Genomic DNA, 17,962 nt, shown 5'->3' with positions numbered 1-17,962 from the left:
GGTCACCCAAAGAGGTGGCCTTTTTTGTTTTTGAGGCCCACATGCAGATCCTCCCGAACGCAAAGGTGCAGTTCATCGACCAGAACGGGCTTCCACTGGCCAGCGGCACCGTTGGCTTTTATTTCCCTGGCACGCTGAACCCGAAGCCCACCTATCAGGATGCGGCCGGGACCATTGCGAACACGAATCCGGTCGCGCTCGATAGCCGCGGTCAGGCGCTTATCTGGGGCTCGGGTGTCTATCGCCAGATCGTCAAGGATGCGTCAGGTGTAACGATCTGGGATCAGGTTACCGAGGACTCGAATGCCGGCCTCACAGGCAACCTCACCGATGCGAAGTTCGTCAGTGGGACCGACTTCACGCCCGGCACGACGACACAACTCACGCTTCCCGCTGCGCCCGGTTCCACCTCGAACATGTGGGCGCATTTCGACGCTTCGTTCCAGGCGTCCGACCAGTTCTCGGTGAACGGAACCGTTGTAACGTTCAATAGCCCGATCCCGGTAGGCGTTCAGGAAGTCAACATCAAGTTCGGCACGACCATCGCTATCGGCACGCCCGGCTCGGGTACGGTAACGGATGCCTCGGTGGCGTCCGGAACGAGGCTCTATAACCGCCTGAACGACTTCATCGATCTGCGCGACAAGGGCTGCAAGTGCGACGGCGTGACCGACGACACTGCGGCCCTGCAAATGGCGATCACGTCGATTGGATCGACTGGCGCGACGCTGATCATCCCTGGCCCAACGCTCGTCTCCGCCGCGGTGACGTTCAACCCGAACACGCAACTGTTCCCGATCAACGGCGGATATCTGATCGGGAAGGCAGGGACCGAAGTCGTGCAGATTCAGTCTGCACCTCTCGCCGGTCCTGTGAAGCTGTTCCTGAACATGGCTTCGCGCTGCACCAACGGTATGACCGTATATCCGGAGTGGTTCGGCGCTGCGGCAGATGGCGTGACGGACGATGCGGCGGCGATTCAAAGCGCAATCGCCTTCATCAAGAACACAGGCGGCGTCGTCCAGTTTGAGGCGCGCCCATATTTCCTCTCGACGTTCGTCAATATCGGAACCGCAACTGATGGGAGCAGCGCTGGGCAGAACACAGTCCTGCAAGGCAAGGGCCGGCATTCCACGATCCTGAAATGCAGCGACGCCAATCAGGGCATGTTCCAGATCCTCGGCAGCAGCACAGTGCTATTGCAGGGCATTGCGATCCGCGATCTGACGATCACGAAATCGGCGACCGCGACCGGCGGCATTGGCATCTTCAGCGAATACACGGCCGGTCTGCACCTCGAAAACATCCAGATTGACAACTTCCTTCAGGGCGTTGGCCTTCTGCGCGCGACCAACACGATGGCGGAGAAGGTCACCGTGTCTTTCAGCGGCGCCACCAATGGATGGGTCGGCTTCAATCTCGACGGTGGTGGTACCGGCTCGGGTGGCAACGCCTCGACAGTCCTGCGCGATTGCTATGTCGATGGATCGACGGCGACCGGCACGGGCAGCACGGGATTCAAGGCATTTGGTGCGTATGTGTCCGACCTGCTTTTCGAAGCATGCGAAACGCAGCGTTGTTCTGTTGGCTATGCATTCGACATGTCGGCATCTGTCAATACCGGTAATGAGGATGTGCAGCTCATCAATTGCCGCGCCGACAGCATTTCTGTTGCCGGCGTTTCGGTTAATGGTGCTGGCGGCTCTGGATCACCCGATTCGATGCTCACGATCATCGGCGGCTGGTTCAACTCCCTGTCGACCCTCAGCGAAGTTGACCTGATCCTCCTGCAAAACTCGCAGGGCGTGGTAATCCAGAACGCGCAGCTCTACGGGGCCGCGGGCGCTGCGAATCTCTATCAGGTGAAGATGGTGAACTGCAGCGGTTGCAGCGTCCTGGGCAACACCTTCCGCGAGTTCAAATACGGCGTCTTCTCTACTGGCGGTCGCGCGAATCGCGTGTCCGACAACAATTTCTATAGCGGCTCTGCCGGTTCGGCAATCCAGCATATAGCCGCAGTCAATGAGGCGTATTCGTCTTTCGACGACAACACGTTCCGCGGCTACGCCACCAACGCGATCGCGATCGACAGTTCCTGCACGAGCATTTCGAGCAGCGGAAACAACGCTGACCCGGCGACGATCGGCTCGCCGCGCTTCTCGAATGCAGCCGGCGGCACTTCCTACAACGTCAACAACATCGGCGCCTGAAGACCACGAAAACGGGGTTTCACAATGGAACACTACAAGGAAGCCGCCATTGCCGCGGCCAAAGCATCGCCGGCATGGCTCGGGGTCTATATCACGCATGCTGCTGACAATCTCACGATCTCTGGCGTCGCGGCATTCACTGCGACCGTCTACAGCATCGTGCAGACCTATATCTCGATTCAGAGATACCGGAGAGGAAAATGAGCGCCTTCGACGACGCCTTCGCGGCATTGATCGGGAACGAAGGCGGCTACTCGTTCAATCCTGCCGATCCGGGCGGTGAAACCATGTGGGGCGTGACAGAGCGCGTCGCGCGCGCGTGGGGCTATACCGGCGCGATGAAGGATCTGCAGCTCGATACCGCGAAGCAGATCGCGAAGAAGAATTATTGGGACCCATACCAGTGCGACCAGTTCGACCCGCGCATTGGCTTCCAGGTGTTCGACGCAGCCTATAACGGCGGCCGGCCGGCGCAGTGGCTCCAGCAGGCCGCAGGCGTCACCGCTGACGGTGTAATCGGGGCTATCACTATCGCCGCCGTGCGCGCCGCTGATCCGCTGAAGATCGTCATGCGCTTCTCGGCATACCGGCTCCAGTACCTCGGCAATCTCTCCACGTGGCCCACCTTCGGACATGGCTGGAGCAACCGCATCGCCAATAACCTGATTCGAGGTGCGTCATGAGCGCATGGGATTCCGCATTGAACGTCGTCAAGACGCTCGCCCCGACTATCGCAACAGCCTTGGGCGGACCGCTCGCCGGCGGCGCCGTGATCGCGCTCGAGAGTGTGTTCGGCATCACCGCCAAGCCCGATGCATCGACCGATGACCGGCAAACCGCGATTGCTGCGGCGATCAGCGGCGCGACGCCGGAGCAGTTGGCCGCGATGCGCAAGGCCGATCAGGATTACGCGCTCGCGATGGCGCAGGCCGGGTTCAAGAACACCGAGACGCTAGCCAGCCTCGCCGTGCAGGACCGGGCGAGCGCGCGCGCGATGCAGATCAGCACGAAGAGCGTGACAGCGCCGTTTCTGGCGATCTTCGTCACGCTTGGATTCTTCGGCTGCCTCGGTCTGATGATGTTCTATCCAATCCAGAAGGAAGCGCATGACGCTCTCATGCTGATGCTCGGTGCGCTCGGCGCATCGTGGTCGGCGGTCGTCTCCTACTACTTCGGCAGCAGCCAATCCAGCGATCGCAAAACCGAACTGCTTGCGCAGTCCACACCAACGGGGACCACGGAATGAACGTGATCAACCTCGGCCACTGCGATAACGCTTTGAAATTAACCATCGGCGACGACGCCATCATCAAGGACTGACCATGAAACGATTCCTTTGTGCGGCGTTCGCCGCATTCACTTCGCTCGCGTTCGGCGCGACGCTCACGCCGGTTCAGCTTCTCAATCCGGCTGGATCGTCTTCAGGACAAGTCATCGTCTCGACCGGTGCATCCACGGCTCCGGGATGGGCTAATGTGGCGGCTACTGCGCTTACTGGAATCACTCCGGTAGCGAACGGGGGAACGGGTCTCGCCACGCTTGCGCAGTACAACGTCCTGGCTGGCAATGCAACGGGCAACGTCGCCGCGATAGGTCCGGGCACGGCAGGATGGGTGCTGACCTCGAATGGTGGCAGCAGCTTTCCTTCGTTCCAGGCTATTCCGACCCAGACGGGCCGACTGCTCAATGTTCAGGTCTTCTCGTCTGGCGGGACCTACACGCCGACGGCGGGAACCAGCAAAGTCATTGTCGAGGTTCAGGCTTCGGGCGGTGGAGGCGGGGGCGTCTCGGCGACGGGTGCGGGTCAGGCCGCGCTCGCGCAGTCGGGCGGTGCCGGCGCATATGCCAAGGTTCTGATCACCTCAGGTTTCAGCGGCGCTACGATCACGATGCCGGCCGGCGGCGCAGCCGGTACGGCCGGTGCGAATGCTGGCGCAACAGCATCGGCAGCATCGTTTGGCTCGATCGTTTCATGCCCCGGCGGCATCGGTGGGAATGGCTCTGCCGCCCAAACGCCGCCGTTCTTGCAATCAGGTGCGGCAGCGACTTCCGGCTGTACCATTGCTGGGGCATCGACCATTCTTTCCGTCGTGGGACGTGCAGGGTTCGGTCAAGCTGTGGTTGCATCGACGTCAGCTATTCCAGCGGTAGGAGGCTTCGCAGCTACTGCGGCGGGCTCGGGGGGGAACGGCGCGGCCATCGCTGCCTCTGCTAGCGCTGCGGCTGGCAGCGCAGGCATCACCGGGTACGTCGTCGTCTACGAATACAACTGATCAGGCGACTTCGGCAGCGATGACTTGTCGTTGCCGCCACTTTGCAATGATGAAACGCTTGGCCGGCATCTCGACATATGCATGAGTGATAGTTGCAAGGATGATCAGGATCGAGATGAACATGATGCCCTTGAGAGCGTATCCGGCCGCAACATCGGGACCCGAAAAGAACGGGATCATCACGCCGTGTATCAGATAGAGCGAATAGCTGATCTCCCCAATCCAGATCGCCATATTTCCACATAGCACCTTGCCGTTCAAGCAGATTGCGAGCGTCGCGAGCGGTACTGCGATCGCATAACCGATATGCAGGTGATCGCCCTCAAACCAGTGCGGCGCGGTGAACGCAGTCAGATCGAGAAACGACGCGGCAATGTATGCGACGCCTGCGCAACCGAGTACAGTCATGATGCGGCGCACGGTGGCTGCTAGAGGTCCAGCCATCCACATTTCGGCGAGCCCAACTCCAGCGAGGAACTCGAAGAACCTGCCGTATGGTGAGAAATAGATCAGCCATTGGTCGGCTGGCATGATTGACGTCTGGCCGAACACGTTTGCCATGTTAGCGCCGATACTTCCCGCGAAGTGCACCAGCAGCACGCGTCCCAGCACGCCGATCAGGAGAAGTGCAAGGCCGCGCACCAGCGAGGCCGACCGGAACCGCACGAGCAGGGCGAGCGGGATGAACAGCAGGTAGAGCATCAGCTCGGTGCTAATCGACCATGCGTTGTTGCCGTACTCCTGCGAGAGCGTCACATTCACGCCGTCCTGAACGCGATAGAGCCACGACTGGATGCCCAGCAGGTTATAGGGAAGAAACTGCGTGTATGACGGCAACACATGATGCGTGTACGCGAAATTTCCGACCACGAAAACGAAATAGAGCGGATAGAGCCGGGCGAATCGCGCAACTATGAAGTCGACGATGTCCCGGCTTCCGGATGCCACCTTGTTGCCATAGTTGTACTGGATTACAAAACCGCTCAGGACGAAGAACACCGACATGCCGAGCAGGCCACATTTCTCCAGCGCGGGGCCGAGTACGGTGTCCCGCAGCGGCATAACCAAGAGCCCCAAATGGTGGACGACGATCAGCATTGCGGCGACGCCGCGCAGGCCAGTAAGCCCCGCAATATCGTTCCGTTTCATTGATTCCCCGCCTTCACCAGACATACGTTGAATCATCGGCCTTGTCGTATCCGATTTTCCACGACTTGTACTCGACTGTGCCCTTTGCATGGGGATTATCGGTAACCCGGTTGCTCTTCGCGTCGGCGAGCGCGGCGGCAGATCCCTGTTGGACGGTTGCCGGGTCCAGCGGCATACGGCGGAACAGCCTGTCAAGAATCCCGATTTTGTGTGTAGTGAGTTGTTCCATGGTCTTTCTCTAATTATTTTCAGGGCGGATTGTATTACAGACGGCGGCCCGCGAAAATTGGCGACCTTCTATAATTTTGCGCATGGAAGACGACGCCGAAAACGTCACTGAGTGCCTGCGCGAGCGCGCCGCGATCATGGAGATTGATGATGGCCTGAAGCGGCACGACGCCGAGTACTACGCGGTCGTGGCGACCTGGCGATTTTGCCAGCGAACGGGCGTTAAGGAGCCGACCGCACTGAACTACCGGTTTCACAGTCGCGAGTTCACGGACGACGAGGCGAGGGAGCCGGGAAGCGCGCTCTGATCGATAGGTCTTAGGCAGGTCTTAGACAGTGGTGGCGTCCAAATAATCGGCCCAATGCTGCATCATTTTCCTACGCTCCGGTAGATACTCCGCATGCACGTAGGCCGCCGTCACCTGATTGCGCTCGGCATGCGCCAGTTGTCGATCGACGACATCGCGGCTATAGCCGAGCTCGCGCAGAACCGTGGCGGCCAGTCCGCGGAAGCCGTGGCCGGTCATGCGTGACTTGTATCCCATGCGGTACAGGGCGAACAGCATGGTGTTGTTCGAGATCGGGCCGCGAGTGCGTCCCTGAATGCTGAAGAAAACGTGTTTCTCTGCGCCATTCAGCTTTTTGAGTTCGCCGAGGACTTCGAGCGCCTGCTTGGAAAGCGGCACGATGTGCGGGTCGCGCATCTTCATCCGCTCGGCAGGGATTCGCCACTCAGCCGCTTTTTCGTCGATCTCCGTCCACTCGGCATTGATCATTTCGGTCGTGCGCACGAATGTGAGAGCCATAAAGCGCAGAGCCAGCCGAGTCACCAGATCGCCCTGATAGGCGCAAATGTCCCGCATGAGTTGCGGAATCTCGACCGGTTTGACACGCGCCATGTGCCGCACGCCAGGGCCTTTCTTCAGAACCGTTTCGACGTCGATGTCGGCGGCCGGGTTGCGCGTGCAGCGTCCAGTCATGATTCCGTACTGGAAGACTGCGCGGGATCGTTGCAGGACCCGCTTGGCGGTCTCACGTACGCCGCGTGCCTCGATCGCGCGGATGATTTCCAGCATGTGGGGCGCCTCGATGTCTGCGATGGGCTTGGCCCCAATTCTAGGAAAGGCGTCCACCTCCAGAGACTTGATCAACTTGCCTGCGTAGACATCCGTCCAGCCTTCCTTCTGCGACGCAAACCACTCGCGCGCAACGATTTCGAAAGTTGATGCCGCCACGAGAGCACGCGCGCGCTTGACCTCGTGTTTGTGGGCGGACGGATCGACGCCAGCGCTTAACTGCTTGCGTGCCGCCAGACAGGCGTCACGAGCCTCTGCCAGAGTCACTTCGGGATAAACGCCGAACGAGGCGACCTTCTCCTTGCCGTCGAATCGGTACTTCATCCGCCAATAGCGCGCACCGTTCGGCATAACCTGGAGGTAGAGCCCTTTGCCATCGGCGAGCTTGTACGGACGGTCAGAACCCTTGGCTCGTCGAACTTGCAGCTCGGTCAGCGGTACGATCTGTTTAGGCATGGTCCGGAGTGGGGGTATCAAGTTTTAGGGGATATTTCAGATACCCCGTCGATACCCCCAAGAAATGTGGTTTGTCTTGGGGGCTTGTGGGCAATGATGGCAGCAAAAAGCCCCGCAGCGCAAGGCGTGTCGGGGCTTTTTGGTAGAACTTGGGAAATGCTGGGAAGGTGCTTGGTCCCCCTGGCAGGAATCGAACCTGCATCTAGCGCTTAGGAGGCACTTGTTCTATCCATTGAACTACAGGGAGCGGATAGCTTTACGGGGCGGACCGGGCCCCTGATCTTTTGCTCGCTGCGCCCGCATTTGGAGGCAGCTGCTCACATATCCAGCTACGCGAGCGAGGGCAAGAGTATAGCAAAAACGTTGGAAACGAACGCCGCGTTTGACGCCCGCGGACAAGGCCCGAGCCGCGCCGATGTGTCGCCATCGTCCACGTTTAGCCTGACGACCGCACAGGCGACGAAGAGGATCTGGCCCGGCCCGTCTCATGAGAGCCCGCCCCGGAAAAAAAGCGGCCCAGCAGGCATCACCTGCTGGGCCGCGCAAACCACCGACGCCCTATCTCAACGTCCGGCCGGCTCAGGCCAGCTCGACATCGCGAAGCCGCTCAGCCTCAAAACTCGACCACCGCGAATTCCGCTTTGCTGACGTCGCACAGCGGGCAGCGCCAGTCGTCCGGGATCGCGGCGAAGCGGGTGCCCGCGGCGATGCCTTCTTCGGGCAGGCCTTCTTCCTCGTTGTAGATCCAGCCGCAAATCAGACACACCCAGCTTTTGAATTCAGTCACTTCCATTACTTCGCTCACGACGCACTCATCTCTCTTCAATGCAATGATCCGCCCAGTCTGCCCCTTTTTTGGGAACGGCGGCGATCCGCAATATTACCGGAATTTGCCGGATGCCCCGGAGTTACCGACGTCGCCGCGCGGCCAGCGCGAGAGCGTGTCACGCACAGCGTGTATCCTCGGACTCGCAGCGGCGCGGCGTTTCCACGCGCGGTTTATGTTTCCAACCAGGAGAGAAACCATGTTCAGAAGCAGATGGTTGAGCGGCGCGGCACTGGCCGCGTTGCTGGCGGCGTCGGGTGCAGCGCAGGCCGCCAGCGTGTCGTTCGTGCAGCCGAGGGACGGCGCGAGTGTCAGCAATCCGGTCCATGTAGTGTTCCGCGTCGACGGCATGAAGATCGCGCCGGCCGGCACGCTGACCGACGGCACCGGCCATCACCATCTGCTGGTGGACGGCAAGCCGCTTCCGAAAGGCGAGGTGATTCCCGCCAACGACAAATCGCTGCACTTCGGCAAGGGCCAGACGGAAACCGATCTGACACTGCCGCCGGGCGATCACACGCTGACGCTGCAATTCGGCGACGGTGCGCACCGTTCGTATGGCCCCGAACTCAGCAAGACGATCACGGTGCATGTGAAGTGACGGGCGCGCCCCTGGGGGCAGTGACGGGCATGCGTGACCCGGTCATCCGTGACCCGGTCATTCGCGACCCGGTCATTCGTCCTATGTCTTCAGGCTTACAGGCACTAGCCCGCGCGCCCGGTACAATGAGCAGTTCCGACTCATCGCTGTCTTCTCCAATTCTCCATGTCGCTTTACACCATTACCGGAGCCCAACTGGCATTCGGTCACGTCGCGTTGCTCGATCACGCGGACTTCTCTCTCGAATCGGGCGAGCGCGTCGGTCTGATCGGCCGCAATGGCGCGGGCAAGTCGTCACTGCTGAAAATCGTCGCCGAACTCGCGAAGCCCGACGACGGCCTCATCACGCGCCAGCAGAATCTGACCACGGTGTACGTGCCTCAGGAGCCGGAGTTCGATACGGACGACACGGTTTTCGACGCAGTCGCCGCCGGCCTCACGCATGCTCGCGCGCTGCTCGACGAATACGACGCGGTCGCGAACCAGCTTGCAGATGAACCAGAAGGCGCACAGCACGACGCGCTCATGGCGCGCATGAACACGCTGCAATCGTCGCTCGATGCGGCGGACGCCTGGAACTGGAGCACGCGCGTCGCCACCACGCTGCAGCAGATCGGCCTGAATGGCGAGGCGCGCGTCGGTTCGCTGTCGGGCGGTATGCAAAAGCGCGTGGCGCTCGCCCGTGCGCTTGTCGTGCAGCCTGACGTACTGCTGCTCGACGAGCCGACCAACCACCTGGATTTCGACGGCATCCGCTGGCTCGAGGATCTGCTCGTGTCGCAGCGGGCGGCGCTGCTCTTCATCACGCACGACCGGGCGTTTCTCGATCGTGTCGCCACGCGCATCGTCGAACTGGATCGCGGGCGTCTGCTGTCGTATCCGGGCAATTTCTCGGCTTATCAGACGCGCAAGGCGCAGCAACTGGAAATCGAACGCGTTGAAAACGATAAGGCCGACAAGCTGCTCGCGCAGGAAGAGGTGTGGATTCGCAAGGGTGTCGAGGCGCGCCGCACGCGCAGCGTCGGCCGGATCGCACGGCTCGTCGAAATGCGCAACCAGCGCGCCGAACGCCGCAACGTGCAAGGCAACGTCAAGCTCGACGTCGGCCAGGGCGAGAAGTCGGGCAAGATCGTCGCCGAGCTGACGGACGTCACGAAGCGCTACGGCTCGCGCACCGTGATCAACAGTTTCACGGCGACCGTCATGCGCGGCGACAAGATCGGCTTCGTCGGTCCGAACGGCGCGGGCAAGACCACGCTGCTGAAGATCATCCTCGGCGAATTGCAGCCGGACGAAGGCACGGTGCGCGTCGGCACCAATCTGCAAGTAGCCTATTTCGACCAGATGCGCGCGCAACTCGACCTGGACAAAAGTCTTGCCGATACGATCAGCCCCGGCAGCGAGTGGGTGGAAGTCAACGGCCAGAAAAAGCACGTCATGAGCTACCTGGGCGACTTCCTGTTCGCACCGGAGCGCGCGCGTTCGCCTGTCAAGTCGTTGTCCGGCGGCGAGCGCAACCGTCTGCTGCTCGCGCGTCTCTTCGCACGGCCGGCCAACGTGCTGGTGCTCGACGAACCCACTAACGACCTCGACATTCCCACGCTCGAACTGCTGGAAGAGCTGCTGACCGACTACGACGGCACGGTGCTGCTCGTTAGCCACGACCGCGCGTTTCTCGACAACGTCGCGACGTCGGTGATCGCGTCGGAAGGCGGAGGCAAGTGGCGCGAGTATGTGGGCGGCTTCACGGACTGGCAAACCCAGAGCCAGCGCTCGCAGCAGTTGGCGCAGGAAGCGCAGAAAGAGGCGAGCAGGGAGGCGGCCAGAGAGGGCGCTAAAGACAGCGCTAAAGACAGCGCAGCGTCCAAGGACAGTTCCGCTGGCCGCAACCCGCAACGCGCGGCCAAGCTGTCGTTCAAGGAACAGCGCGAGCTGGAGGCGTTGCCGGAGAAAATAGCTGCGCTCGAAGCGGAGCAGAAAACCATCGGTGCTCAGCTTGAAGACGGCTCGATATTCGCGAAAGACGCGCAGGAGGGCAAGCGTCTTTCCGAACGCTACGCCGCGATCGACGAAGAACTGCTGCTCGCGCTCGAGCGCTGGGACGAACTGGAAAAGCGCCGCAAATAAAGCGGCGAGCGCTGACGTGTCGCGTCGTCGGCGCTATGGCTTGTGCGTGGGCCGAGCCTTGTCCGGAAGGCCAATCGCGTCAGCCGTGAATTGCCGCCAGGTTTGAAATCAGTAAAATACCCCGCGAACAGGCTTCCCCGGCGTTCGCACCGGCGGCAACGATGCCCGGCAATAGTGCCGGCGGCGGGCCGTTATCCTGCGTGTCGATGAGAGCCCGCGCGCAAAACCGCGCGGCTCTCACGTGGAACGCGCGCGGAAGCCATGCGGCAAAACAGTTTGCCCGCGCTGCGGGCACCCCACCTAACCACGTTGTTTCGTTTCGCTTTTTTTGAAAACTCAACGCATTGTCCACGGACCTGTCCACAGGACCTGTGGACAACGATGAACCGACGCACCCGAGTCAACCATGTCCACGAAAAAGCCAAACGCCGCGTATAGCGAAGCGTCGATCAAGGTGTTGAAGGGTCTCGAGCCGGTCAAGCAACGGCCCGGCATGTACACCCGCACCGAGAATCCGCTGCACATCATTCAGGAAGTTATCGACAACGCGTCGGACGAGGCCCTCGGCGGCCACGGCCGGCAGATCACGGTCACGCTGCACGCGGACCATTCGGTGTCGGTCGAAGACGACGGCCGCGGTATTCCCTTCGGCCTGCATCCGGAAGAAGGCGTGCCGGTCGTCGAAATCGTGTTCACGCGCCTGCATGCGGGCGGCAAGTTCGATAAAGCCGCCGGCGGCGCCTACACGTTTTCGGGCGGCTTGCACGGCGTCGGCGTGTCGGTCACCAACGCGCTGTCCACGCGCCTCGACGTCACCGTGTGGCGCGACGGCAAGGTTGCCGCGCTGAGCTTTGCGCATGGCGACGTGGCGAAGCCGCTAGAAGTGCGCGCCGCAGCGAAGGGCGAAAAGAAATCGGGCACGCGCGTCACCGCGTGGGCGGACCCGAAGTACTTTGACTCGCCCAATCTGCCGCTCGGCGAATTGCAACGGCTGTTGCGCTCGAAAGCAGTGTTGCTGCCGGGCGTCGAAGTCACGCTCATCAACGAGAAAACCGGCGAACAGCAAAGCTGGAAATACGAAGACGGTTTGCGCGGCTATCTGCTCGAAGGCATGAACGGCAGTGACCTGCTCATTCCGCTTTTCGAAGGCGAGCGTTACGCCGAAAACTCCCGATCGAGCGAAGAGACGTTCGCCGAAGGCGAGGGCGCCGCGTGGGTCGTCGCGTGGAGCGAGGAAGGGTCGCTCACGCGCGAGTCGTACGTCAATCTGATTCCGACGCCCGCGGGCGGCACGCACGAATCGGGCTTGCGCGACGGCTTGTATCAGGCGGTGAAGAGCTTTGTCGAGTTGCACAACTTGCAGCCGAAGGGCGTGAAGCTTCTCGCCGAAGACGTGTTCGCGCGCGTGTCGTTCGTGCTGTCGGCAAAGGTGCTCGATCCGCAATTCCAAGGGCAGATCAAGGAGCGTTTGAATAGCCGCGACGCGGTGAAGCTCGTGTCGTCGTTCGCGCGCCCGGCGCTCGAATTGTGGCTCAACCAGCATGTGGAGCACGGCAAGAAGCTTGCGGATCTCGTCATCAAGCAGGCGCAGGCGCGCACTCGGGCCGGACAGAAGGTCGAGAAGCGCAAGAGTTCAGGCGTGGCCGTGCTGCCAGGCAAGCTGACCGACTGCGAGTCGACGGAAATTGGCCGCAATGAGTTGTTCCTCGTCGAGGGCGATTCGGCCGGCGGCTCCGCGAAAATGGGCCGCGACAAGGAATATCAGGCGATCCTGCCGCTGCGCGGCAAGGTGCTGAACACATGGGAAACCGAGCGAGACCGTCTCTTTGCCAATAACGAAGTGCACGACATTTCGGTGGCGATCGGCGTCGATCCGCATAGTCCGGACGACAAGGTCGATCTTTCGAATCTGCGCTACGGCAAGATCTGCATTCTGTCGGACGCGGACGTGGACGGTTCGCACATCCAGGTGTTGCTGCTCACGCTGTTCTTCAAACATTTCCCGCAGTTGATCGAGCGCGGTCATGTGTGCGTCGCGCGTCCGCCGCTCTTTCGAGTCGACGCGCCCGCACGCGGCAAAAAGCCGGCGCAAAAACTCTATGCGCTCGACGCAGGCGAACTCGAAGCGATTCTCGACAAGCTGCGCAAGGACGGCGTGCGCGACACGCAATGGTCGATCAGCCGCTTCAAAGGCCTCGGCGAAATGAGCGCCGAGCAACTGTGGGATACGACGATGAACCCGGACACGCGGCGACTCACGCCGGTCGCGCTCGGCGAGCTCGACTACGACGCCACGGTCGCGCGCATGACCATGCTGATGGGCAAGGGCGAAGCGGCATCGCGGCGCAGCTGGCTGGAAGAAAAGGGCAATGAAGTGGAAGCGGATATCTGAGCGGTTTTTAGCGCTCGCATTTCGCATGGAAGCACGAAACTTCACGCCAAACACGATACGGAATCTAGATGGACGACGATAACACTCTCGACCTTTTCACCGAGCCGCCGCCGCCGGAAGGCGATTTTTTGACGCTTGGCAACTACGCGGAACGTGCGTACCTCGACTACGCGGTAAGCGTGGTCAAGGGCCGCGCGCTGCCGGATGTGTGCGACGGCCAGAAGCCCGTGCAACGCCGCATTCTGTTCGCGATGAACGACATGGGTCTGTCCGACAACGCGAAGCCGGTCAAGTCGGCGCGCGTGGTTGGCGACGTGCTGGGTAAATATCATCCGCACGGCGATCAGTCGGCATACGACGCGCTGGTGCGTCTCGCGCAAGACTTTTCGATGCGCTATCCGCTGATCGACGGTCAGGGCAACTTTGGTTCGCGCGACGGTGACGGCGCGGCGGCCATGCGCTACACCGAAGCGCGTCTGACGCCGATCGCCAAGCTGCTGCTCGATGAAATCGATCAGGGCACGGTCGACTTCATGAAGAACTACGACGGCGAGTTCGACGAGCCGAGGCTCTTGCCCGCGCGTCTGCCGTTCGTGCTGCTCAACGGCGCCTCGGGCATTGCCGTGGGCCTCGCCACCGAAATCCCGTCGCACAACCTGCGCGAAGTCGCGGGCGCCGCGGTCGCGATGATCCGCAATCCGAAGATCGCGCACGCCGAATTGATGCAGCACATCCCGGGTCCTGATTTCCCGGGCGGCGGCCAGATCATTTCGAGCGAAGCCGAAATTTCGGCGGCCTACGAAACCGGCCGCGGCAGCCTGAAGGTGCGCGCGCGCTGGAAGATCGAAGACCTCGCACGCGGCCAGTGGCAACTGGTCATCACTGAATTGCCGCCGAACACGGCCGCGCAAAAGGTGCTCGAAGAAATCGAGGAACAGACCAATCCGAAAATCAAGCTCGGCAAGAAGGCGCTAACGCCCGAACAGTTGCAAGGCAAGCAGACCATGCTGGCCTTGCTCGACGCGGTGCGCGACGAGTCCGGTAAGGACGCGCCCGTGCGCCTCGTGTTCGAGCCGAAGTCGAGCCGCATCGATCAGACGGAGTTCGTCACCACGCTGCTCGCGCATACGAGTCTCGAATCGAATGCGTCGCTCAATCTGGTGATGGTCGGCGGCGACGGCCGGCCGCGTCAGAAGGGCTTGAGCGAAATCCTGCACGAGTGGATCGCGTTCCGCTTCGCGACGGTCACGCGCCGCACGCGTCATCGTTTGACGAAGGTTGACGACCGGATTCACATCCTCGAAGGCCGGATGATCGTCTTTTTGAATATCGACGAGGTCATCCGCATCATTCGCGAGTCCGACGAACCGAAGGTTGCGTTGATGGCCGCGTTCGGCCTGTCCGATCGCCAGGCCGAGGACATCCTCGAAATCCGGCTGCGTCAGCTGGCTCGTCTTGAGAAGATCAAGATCGAGAAGGAGCTTGCCGAACTGCGCGACGAGAAAGCCAAGCTCGAAGAACTGCTCGGCAGCGAATCGGCGATGAAGCGTCTGCTCATCAAGGAAATCGAAGGCGACGCGAAGCAGTACGGCGACGAGCGCCGCACGCTGATCCAGCAGGAAAAACGCGCGACGTACGAAGCGCGCGTGGTCGATGAACCGGTCACGGTCGTGGTCTCGCAAAAGGGCTGGGTGCGTGCGCTGAAGGGACACGGGCTGGACACGGCAGGCTTTACGTTCAAGGCCGGCGACGGTCTCTACGCCGCATTCCAGTGCCGCACGCCGGATACGCTCGTCGCGTGGGGTAGCAACGGCCGCGTCTATTCGGTCGCGGTGGCGTCGCTGCCGGGCGGTCGCGGCGACGGCGTGCCCGTGACCTCGCTGATCGAACTCGAATCGGGCAGCCACCTGATGCATTACTACGCGGCTTCGGCTGACCAGGCCTTGTTGCTCGCGTCGAGCAACGGCTTTGGTTTCATCGCGAAGGTCGGCGACATGGTGAGTCGCCTGAAGGCGGGCAAGTCGTTCATGACGATCGACGCCGGCGCCGTGCCGCTCGCGCCCATGCCGATGCTGCCGGACGCGACGCAGGTTGCGTGTCTGTCGTCGGGTGGGCGGCTGCTGGTATTCGGCCTCGACGAAATGAAGACGCTCTCGGGCGGCGGCCGCGGCGTCATCCTGATGGCGCTCGACGACAAGGAAACGCTGGTGCAGGCGCTCGCTATCAACGCGGCGGGGCTCATGCTGATCGGCGCGCGTCGCGGCGGACGTCTGGACGAAGAAAAGCTGAGCGGCGCGGCTTTGGCGTCGCATGTCGGCAAGCGGGCGCGTAAAGGGCGCGCACCTGAAAGCAAGCTGAAGCTCGAAGGCATGCGCCCCGTGCTGGCTGCTTGACGAAGATTGACGTTCTAATACGGCCGGCGTCTGCTAGCATGCGAGGCGCTGGCCGTGCGTAGTGACTGTGCCGCAGTGACTGTGCAATAGCCATGCAGTAACTTCGGGGCAGGTTGCAGAAAATTCGGGGGCGGCGTTGCGTTATCGAGGTGCGGTACTCCGTCGAGATACAGGCGCGCTGCAATAACAACAAGAAAAACGACGAGAAAGCCTTGGGCGTTCTGGAACTGCACGCATGGCGTGCGGTCGAACGCGCTCAATAGCCGCTGCTCATATCATTCGTCATAAGCGGTGTGGCGTCGTCGGAGAGGAATACAACATGAACAAGGCTATCGAACTCGCGCTGTTTCTACACCTGCTCGCCGTCGCGGTGTGGGTCGGCGGGATGGTCTTCGCGCATTTCTGCTTGCGCCCGGCAATTGCCGATCTTTCGCCGCAATTGCGCTTGCCGTTGTGGGAGTCGGTGTTTAGCCGCTTCTTCAATTGGGTTGCTGCTTCGGTGCTGGTCATTCTGCTGACGGGCGGCTTCCTGCTAATGCAATTTGGCGGCGGCCACGCCACGTGGCCGTTGCATGCAATGGCCGGCCTCGGCATCGTCATGATGCTGATCTTCGGGCATATCCGATTTGCGGTGTTTCCGCGCATTCGCCGTGCTGTGCAGGCGCAGAAGTGGCCTGACGGTGCGCAGGCAGTCGGCACGATCCGGCGTCTGGTGCTGATCAATATCGTGCTCGGCGTGGTGACCGTCGGGTTCGCCGTGCTTTCGCGCGGGTTCTGACAGACGCTTGCGGGCTCGTTGAATGGTCGCAGCACGGCGCCGGAGGATCTCCGGGCGCGGCTAAAGCAATGCGCCGTACGCGAGCCACAGTCCGCATATAACCGCCACCGTGCCGTACACCACGTACACGGGCACCTTCAGCTTCGCGAAACACATCGCCGAGAATAGCGCGGTAATCAGATAGACCGGTTGCAACGGCACGCGTCCGGCGATACGCAGCACGGCCACCGCAAGGAAGGCGGTGGTGACCGCGCGCAGAATCCGCATGCCGTGCTCGAATTGCGGATTCATCTTCAGTTGATGCAGATGCCGCTGCGCGAGTACCACGAGGCATCCGGACGGCACGAACAACGCGAGGGTGGCGATGAGCGCGCCGGCCCACCCGTCGACGAGATAGCCGAAGAACGGCACGACATTCAGAAGCGGCCCCGGCGATAACGGCGACAGCGAAAACGCCAGCGTGAAGTCGTTGTCCGATATGCCGATCGCCGGCGTGACAAACAGAGTCTTGAGCACCGGCAATGCGGAGAAGCCGCCGCCGAACAGCGTCATGCCCGCGCCCGCGAGCCGCGGCCACAGCAGCGCGAGATCGTAGCGATGCGGCAACGGCACCGCGAACAGCAGCACGAACACGCACAGCATCGTGAGTATCTGCCAGTCGCCGCGCACGAAGGACACGACAAGGCGCGTGTCGCGCACAGGGCTGATCACCCAGCCCGCGCCGAACGCCGCGCTTAGCATCAGCACATAAGCTGCCGGGCTGTGCGCATAGAAGAGCGCGATGCAGCCAACTACCGCCGCGGTCCATTCGAGCTTGCCGCGCACGAGCGCACGTGTCTGCTTGTACCAGGTGATGCCGATCAGCGTGGCGAGTACGACGCTGAAGTGATTGAGCAGGGTCTGCGACGCGGCGGCGCGCACGAGCGGCGTGCGATAGAAGATCGCGAAGAGCGTCATCAGCATGAAAAAAGGCAGCACGCTCGCAATGCCCGCGACCCATGCGCCGGCGCGTCCGCGCAGCGCGTGTCCAAGCTGCACGGCGACATTGCAGCCCACCGGCCCCGGCACCATCCACGCAAGCGCGATCAGATCGGAGAACGCGACCCGCGAGAGCCGTCCTTCACGTTCGACGTAGTGATTCTCGAGCTGAGCCATCAGCGCGAGGCCGCCCCATGACAATGCCGACAGGCCGAACACGACCCGAAACAGCGTCCATAGCGGTTCCCGTTCCCCTCGTCTTGCAGCATCGTGGCTTGTTATGGTCTGCATGGCGCCACGGCGCCCGCTGAGCGGGCGTCCGTCCTTTGGATCGTCTTGATGTTGCGCGCCGCCGACCGGTCCGGCGGCACTGCGCGAGATTGCAATACAGCGAGAATGTAGCCGGTTTCGTGCGGCAGCGGTATGGGCGGCCTTGCTCGACTGCAGCATTGAAGTCAAAGCCCTGCAACCGACG

17 protein-coding genes and 1 tRNA gene are annotated in these 17,962 nt (G+C 61.7%); 11 read left to right on the top strand and 7 right to left on the bottom strand.

The genetic code is table 11. The features are described from left to right. Window positions 1–41: 41 nt before the first annotated feature. The 5 genes from JMY24_RS24060 to JMY24_RS24040 all read left to right on the top strand — a co-directional run bounded on the left by JMY24_RS24060 (window position 42) and on the right by JMY24_RS24040 (window position 4,483). Window positions 42–2,210 carry a pectate lyase family protein gene (locus JMY24_RS24060; protein ID WP_128594639.1) on the top strand — a complete coding sequence of 723 codons (2,169 nt, stop codon included), beginning with the start codon at window positions 42–44 and terminating at the stop codon, window positions 2,208–2,210. 24 nt (window positions 2,211–2,234) lie between these two features. Continuing rightward, a complete protein-coding gene (locus tag JMY24_RS24055; protein WP_128594641.1) occupies window positions 2,235–2,414 on the top strand; it encodes a hypothetical protein in 180 nt (59 codons plus the stop codon). Further along, on the top strand, window positions 2,411–2,893 hold the full coding sequence (locus tag JMY24_RS24050) for a glycoside hydrolase family 108 protein (RefSeq protein ID WP_128594643.1): 483 nt from the start codon (window positions 2,411–2,413) through the stop codon (window positions 2,891–2,893). The genes JMY24_RS24055 and JMY24_RS24050 overlap by 4 nt, the downstream gene beginning before the upstream one ends. Next, window positions 2,890–3,456, top strand: a complete 567-nt coding sequence (locus JMY24_RS24045; protein WP_128594645.1) for a hypothetical protein — start codon at window positions 2,890–2,892, stop codon at window positions 3,454–3,456. Before JMY24_RS24050 ends, JMY24_RS24045 begins: the two co-directional genes overlap by 4 nt. A 76-nt stretch (window positions 3,457–3,532) precedes the next feature. Then, complete coding sequence (locus JMY24_RS24040) at window positions 3,533–4,483, top strand: hypothetical protein (RefSeq protein ID WP_201703039.1); 951 nt, start codon at window positions 3,533–3,535, stop codon at window positions 4,481–4,483. Here JMY24_RS24040 and JMY24_RS24035 read toward each other — a convergent pair whose 3' ends face one another. Beyond that, the gene (locus JMY24_RS24035; protein WP_164853425.1) at window positions 4,484–5,632 is read right to left on the bottom strand and encodes an acyltransferase family protein; all 1,149 of its coding nucleotides are present in this window, start codon (window positions 5,630–5,632) and stop codon (window positions 4,484–4,486) included. It abuts the gene before it with no gap. Window positions 5,633–5,645: 13 nt separating this feature from the next. Then, complete coding sequence (locus tag JMY24_RS24030; RefSeq protein WP_164853426.1) at window positions 5,646–5,861, bottom strand: hypothetical protein; 216 nt, start codon at window positions 5,859–5,861, stop codon at window positions 5,646–5,648. Window positions 5,862–5,943: 82 nt separating this feature from the next. On the opposite strand from JMY24_RS24030, the gene JMY24_RS24025 reads away from it, so the two are divergent. After that, a complete protein-coding gene (locus JMY24_RS24025) occupies window positions 5,944–6,168 on the top strand; it encodes a hypothetical protein (RefSeq protein WP_128594648.1) in 225 nt (74 codons plus the stop codon). Window positions 6,169–6,189: 21 nt separating this feature from the next. On the opposite strand, the gene JMY24_RS24020 is transcribed toward JMY24_RS24025, so the two are convergent. The 3 genes from JMY24_RS24020 to JMY24_RS24010 all read right to left on the bottom strand — a co-directional run bounded on the left by JMY24_RS24020 (window position 6,190) and on the right by JMY24_RS24010 (window position 8,197). Continuing rightward, window positions 6,190–7,392, bottom strand: coding sequence for a tyrosine-type recombinase/integrase (locus JMY24_RS24020; RefSeq protein WP_128594649.1), 1,203 nt, complete (start codon window positions 7,390–7,392; stop codon window positions 6,190–6,192). A 172-nt stretch (window positions 7,393–7,564) separates the two neighbouring features. Next, window positions 7,565–7,639 (bottom strand) — tRNA-Arg (locus JMY24_RS24015). 366 nt (window positions 7,640–8,005) lie between these two features. Beyond that, window positions 8,006–8,197, bottom strand: coding sequence for a rubredoxin (locus JMY24_RS24010; protein WP_128585509.1), 192 nt, complete (start codon window positions 8,195–8,197; stop codon window positions 8,006–8,008). A 220-nt stretch (window positions 8,198–8,417) separates the two neighbouring features. Between JMY24_RS24010 and JMY24_RS24005 the strand changes: the two genes are divergently transcribed. Both JMY24_RS24005 and JMY24_RS24000 read left to right on the top strand, forming a co-directional pair. Then, complete coding sequence (locus tag JMY24_RS24005) at window positions 8,418–8,819, top strand: DUF4399 domain-containing protein (protein WP_128585508.1); 402 nt, start codon at window positions 8,418–8,420, stop codon at window positions 8,817–8,819. A 165-nt stretch (window positions 8,820–8,984) separates the two neighbouring features. Further along, window positions 8,985–10,946: an ATP-binding cassette domain-containing protein gene (locus JMY24_RS24000; RefSeq protein ID WP_128594650.1), complete on the top strand. Its 1,962-nt coding sequence runs from the start codon at window positions 8,985–8,987 to the stop codon at window positions 10,944–10,946. Between the two features lie 79 nt (window positions 10,947–11,025). On the opposite strand, the gene JMY24_RS23995 is transcribed toward JMY24_RS24000, so the two are convergent. Continuing rightward, window positions 11,026–11,298 (bottom strand): hypothetical protein, encoded by a 273-nt coding sequence (locus tag JMY24_RS23995; RefSeq protein ID WP_201703037.1) that lies wholly within the window; start codon window positions 11,296–11,298, stop codon window positions 11,026–11,028. A gap of 54 nt (window positions 11,299–11,352) precedes the next feature. On the opposite strand from JMY24_RS23995, the gene JMY24_RS23990 reads away from it, so the two are divergent. The 3 genes from JMY24_RS23990 to JMY24_RS23980 all read left to right on the top strand — a co-directional run bounded on the left by JMY24_RS23990 (window position 11,353) and on the right by JMY24_RS23980 (window position 16,509). Beyond that, window positions 11,353–13,338: a DNA topoisomerase IV subunit B gene (locus tag JMY24_RS23990; protein WP_128594651.1), complete on the top strand. Its 1,986-nt coding sequence runs from the start codon at window positions 11,353–11,355 to the stop codon at window positions 13,336–13,338. A 68-nt stretch (window positions 13,339–13,406) separates the two neighbouring features. Beyond that, the gene (gene parC, locus JMY24_RS23985) at window positions 13,407–15,731 is read left to right on the top strand and encodes a DNA topoisomerase IV subunit A (protein WP_128594652.1); all 2,325 of its coding nucleotides are present in this window, start codon (window positions 13,407–13,409) and stop codon (window positions 15,729–15,731) included. A 319-nt stretch (window positions 15,732–16,050) separates the two neighbouring features. Continuing rightward, a complete protein-coding gene (locus tag JMY24_RS23980) occupies window positions 16,051–16,509 on the top strand; it encodes a CopD family protein (protein WP_128585506.1) in 459 nt (152 codons plus the stop codon). A 60-nt stretch (window positions 16,510–16,569) separates the two neighbouring features. On the opposite strand, the gene JMY24_RS23975 is transcribed toward JMY24_RS23980, so the two are convergent. Beyond that, the gene (locus tag JMY24_RS23975; RefSeq protein ID WP_201703035.1) at window positions 16,570–17,778 is read right to left on the bottom strand and encodes a chromate transporter; all 1,209 of its coding nucleotides are present in this window, start codon (window positions 17,776–17,778) and stop codon (window positions 16,570–16,572) included. Window positions 17,779–17,962 lie beyond the last annotated feature (184 nt).

The organism is Paraburkholderia kirstenboschensis (genome assembly GCF_904848585.1).
GTDB lineage: Bacteria > Pseudomonadota > Gammaproteobacteria > Burkholderiales > Burkholderiaceae > Paraburkholderia > Paraburkholderia kirstenboschensis.
This window is presented reverse-complemented; position numbering and strand designations above follow the sequence as displayed.

Bases quoted from the DNA above. Each gene is read 5' to 3' on its own strand.
- JMY24_RS24060 (WP_128594639.1), top strand. From the start codon at position 42: ATGCAGATCCTCCCGAACGCAAAGGTGCAGTTCATCGACCAGAACGGG.
- JMY24_RS24055 (WP_128594641.1), top strand. From the start codon at position 2,235: ATGGAACACTACAAGGAAGCCGCCATTGCCGCGGCCAAAGCATCGCCG.
- JMY24_RS24050 (WP_128594643.1), top strand. From the start codon at position 2,411: ATGAGCGCCTTCGACGACGCCTTCGCGGCATTGATCGGGAACGAAGGC.
- JMY24_RS24045 (WP_128594645.1), top strand. From the start codon at position 2,890: ATGAGCGCATGGGATTCCGCATTGAACGTCGTCAAGACGCTCGCCCCG.
- JMY24_RS24040 (WP_201703039.1), top strand. From the start codon at position 3,533: ATGAAACGATTCCTTTGTGCGGCGTTCGCCGCATTCACTTCGCTCGCG.
- JMY24_RS24035 (WP_164853425.1), bottom strand. From the start codon at position 5,632: ATGAAACGGAACGATATTGCGGGGCTTACTGGCCTGCGCGGCGTCGCC.
- JMY24_RS24030 (WP_164853426.1), bottom strand. From the start codon at position 5,861: ATGGAACAACTCACTACACACAAAATCGGGATTCTTGACAGGCTGTTC.
- JMY24_RS24025 (WP_128594648.1), top strand. From the start codon at position 5,944: ATGGAAGACGACGCCGAAAACGTCACTGAGTGCCTGCGCGAGCGCGCC.
- JMY24_RS24020 (WP_128594649.1), bottom strand. From the start codon at position 7,392: ATGCCTAAACAGATCGTACCGCTGACCGAGCTGCAAGTTCGACGAGCC.
- JMY24_RS24005 (WP_128585508.1), top strand. From the start codon at position 8,418: ATGTTCAGAAGCAGATGGTTGAGCGGCGCGGCACTGGCCGCGTTGCTG.
- JMY24_RS24000 (WP_128594650.1), top strand. From the start codon at position 8,985: ATGTCGCTTTACACCATTACCGGAGCCCAACTGGCATTCGGTCACGTC.
- JMY24_RS23990 (WP_128594651.1), top strand. From the start codon at position 11,353: ATGTCCACGAAAAAGCCAAACGCCGCGTATAGCGAAGCGTCGATCAAG.
- parC (WP_128594652.1), top strand. From the start codon at position 13,407: ATGGACGACGATAACACTCTCGACCTTTTCACCGAGCCGCCGCCGCCG.
- JMY24_RS23980 (WP_128585506.1), top strand. From the start codon at position 16,051: ATGAACAAGGCTATCGAACTCGCGCTGTTTCTACACCTGCTCGCCGTC.
- JMY24_RS23975 (WP_201703035.1), bottom strand. From the start codon at position 17,778: ATGCAGACCATAACAAGCCACGATGCTGCAAGACGAGGGGAACGGGAA.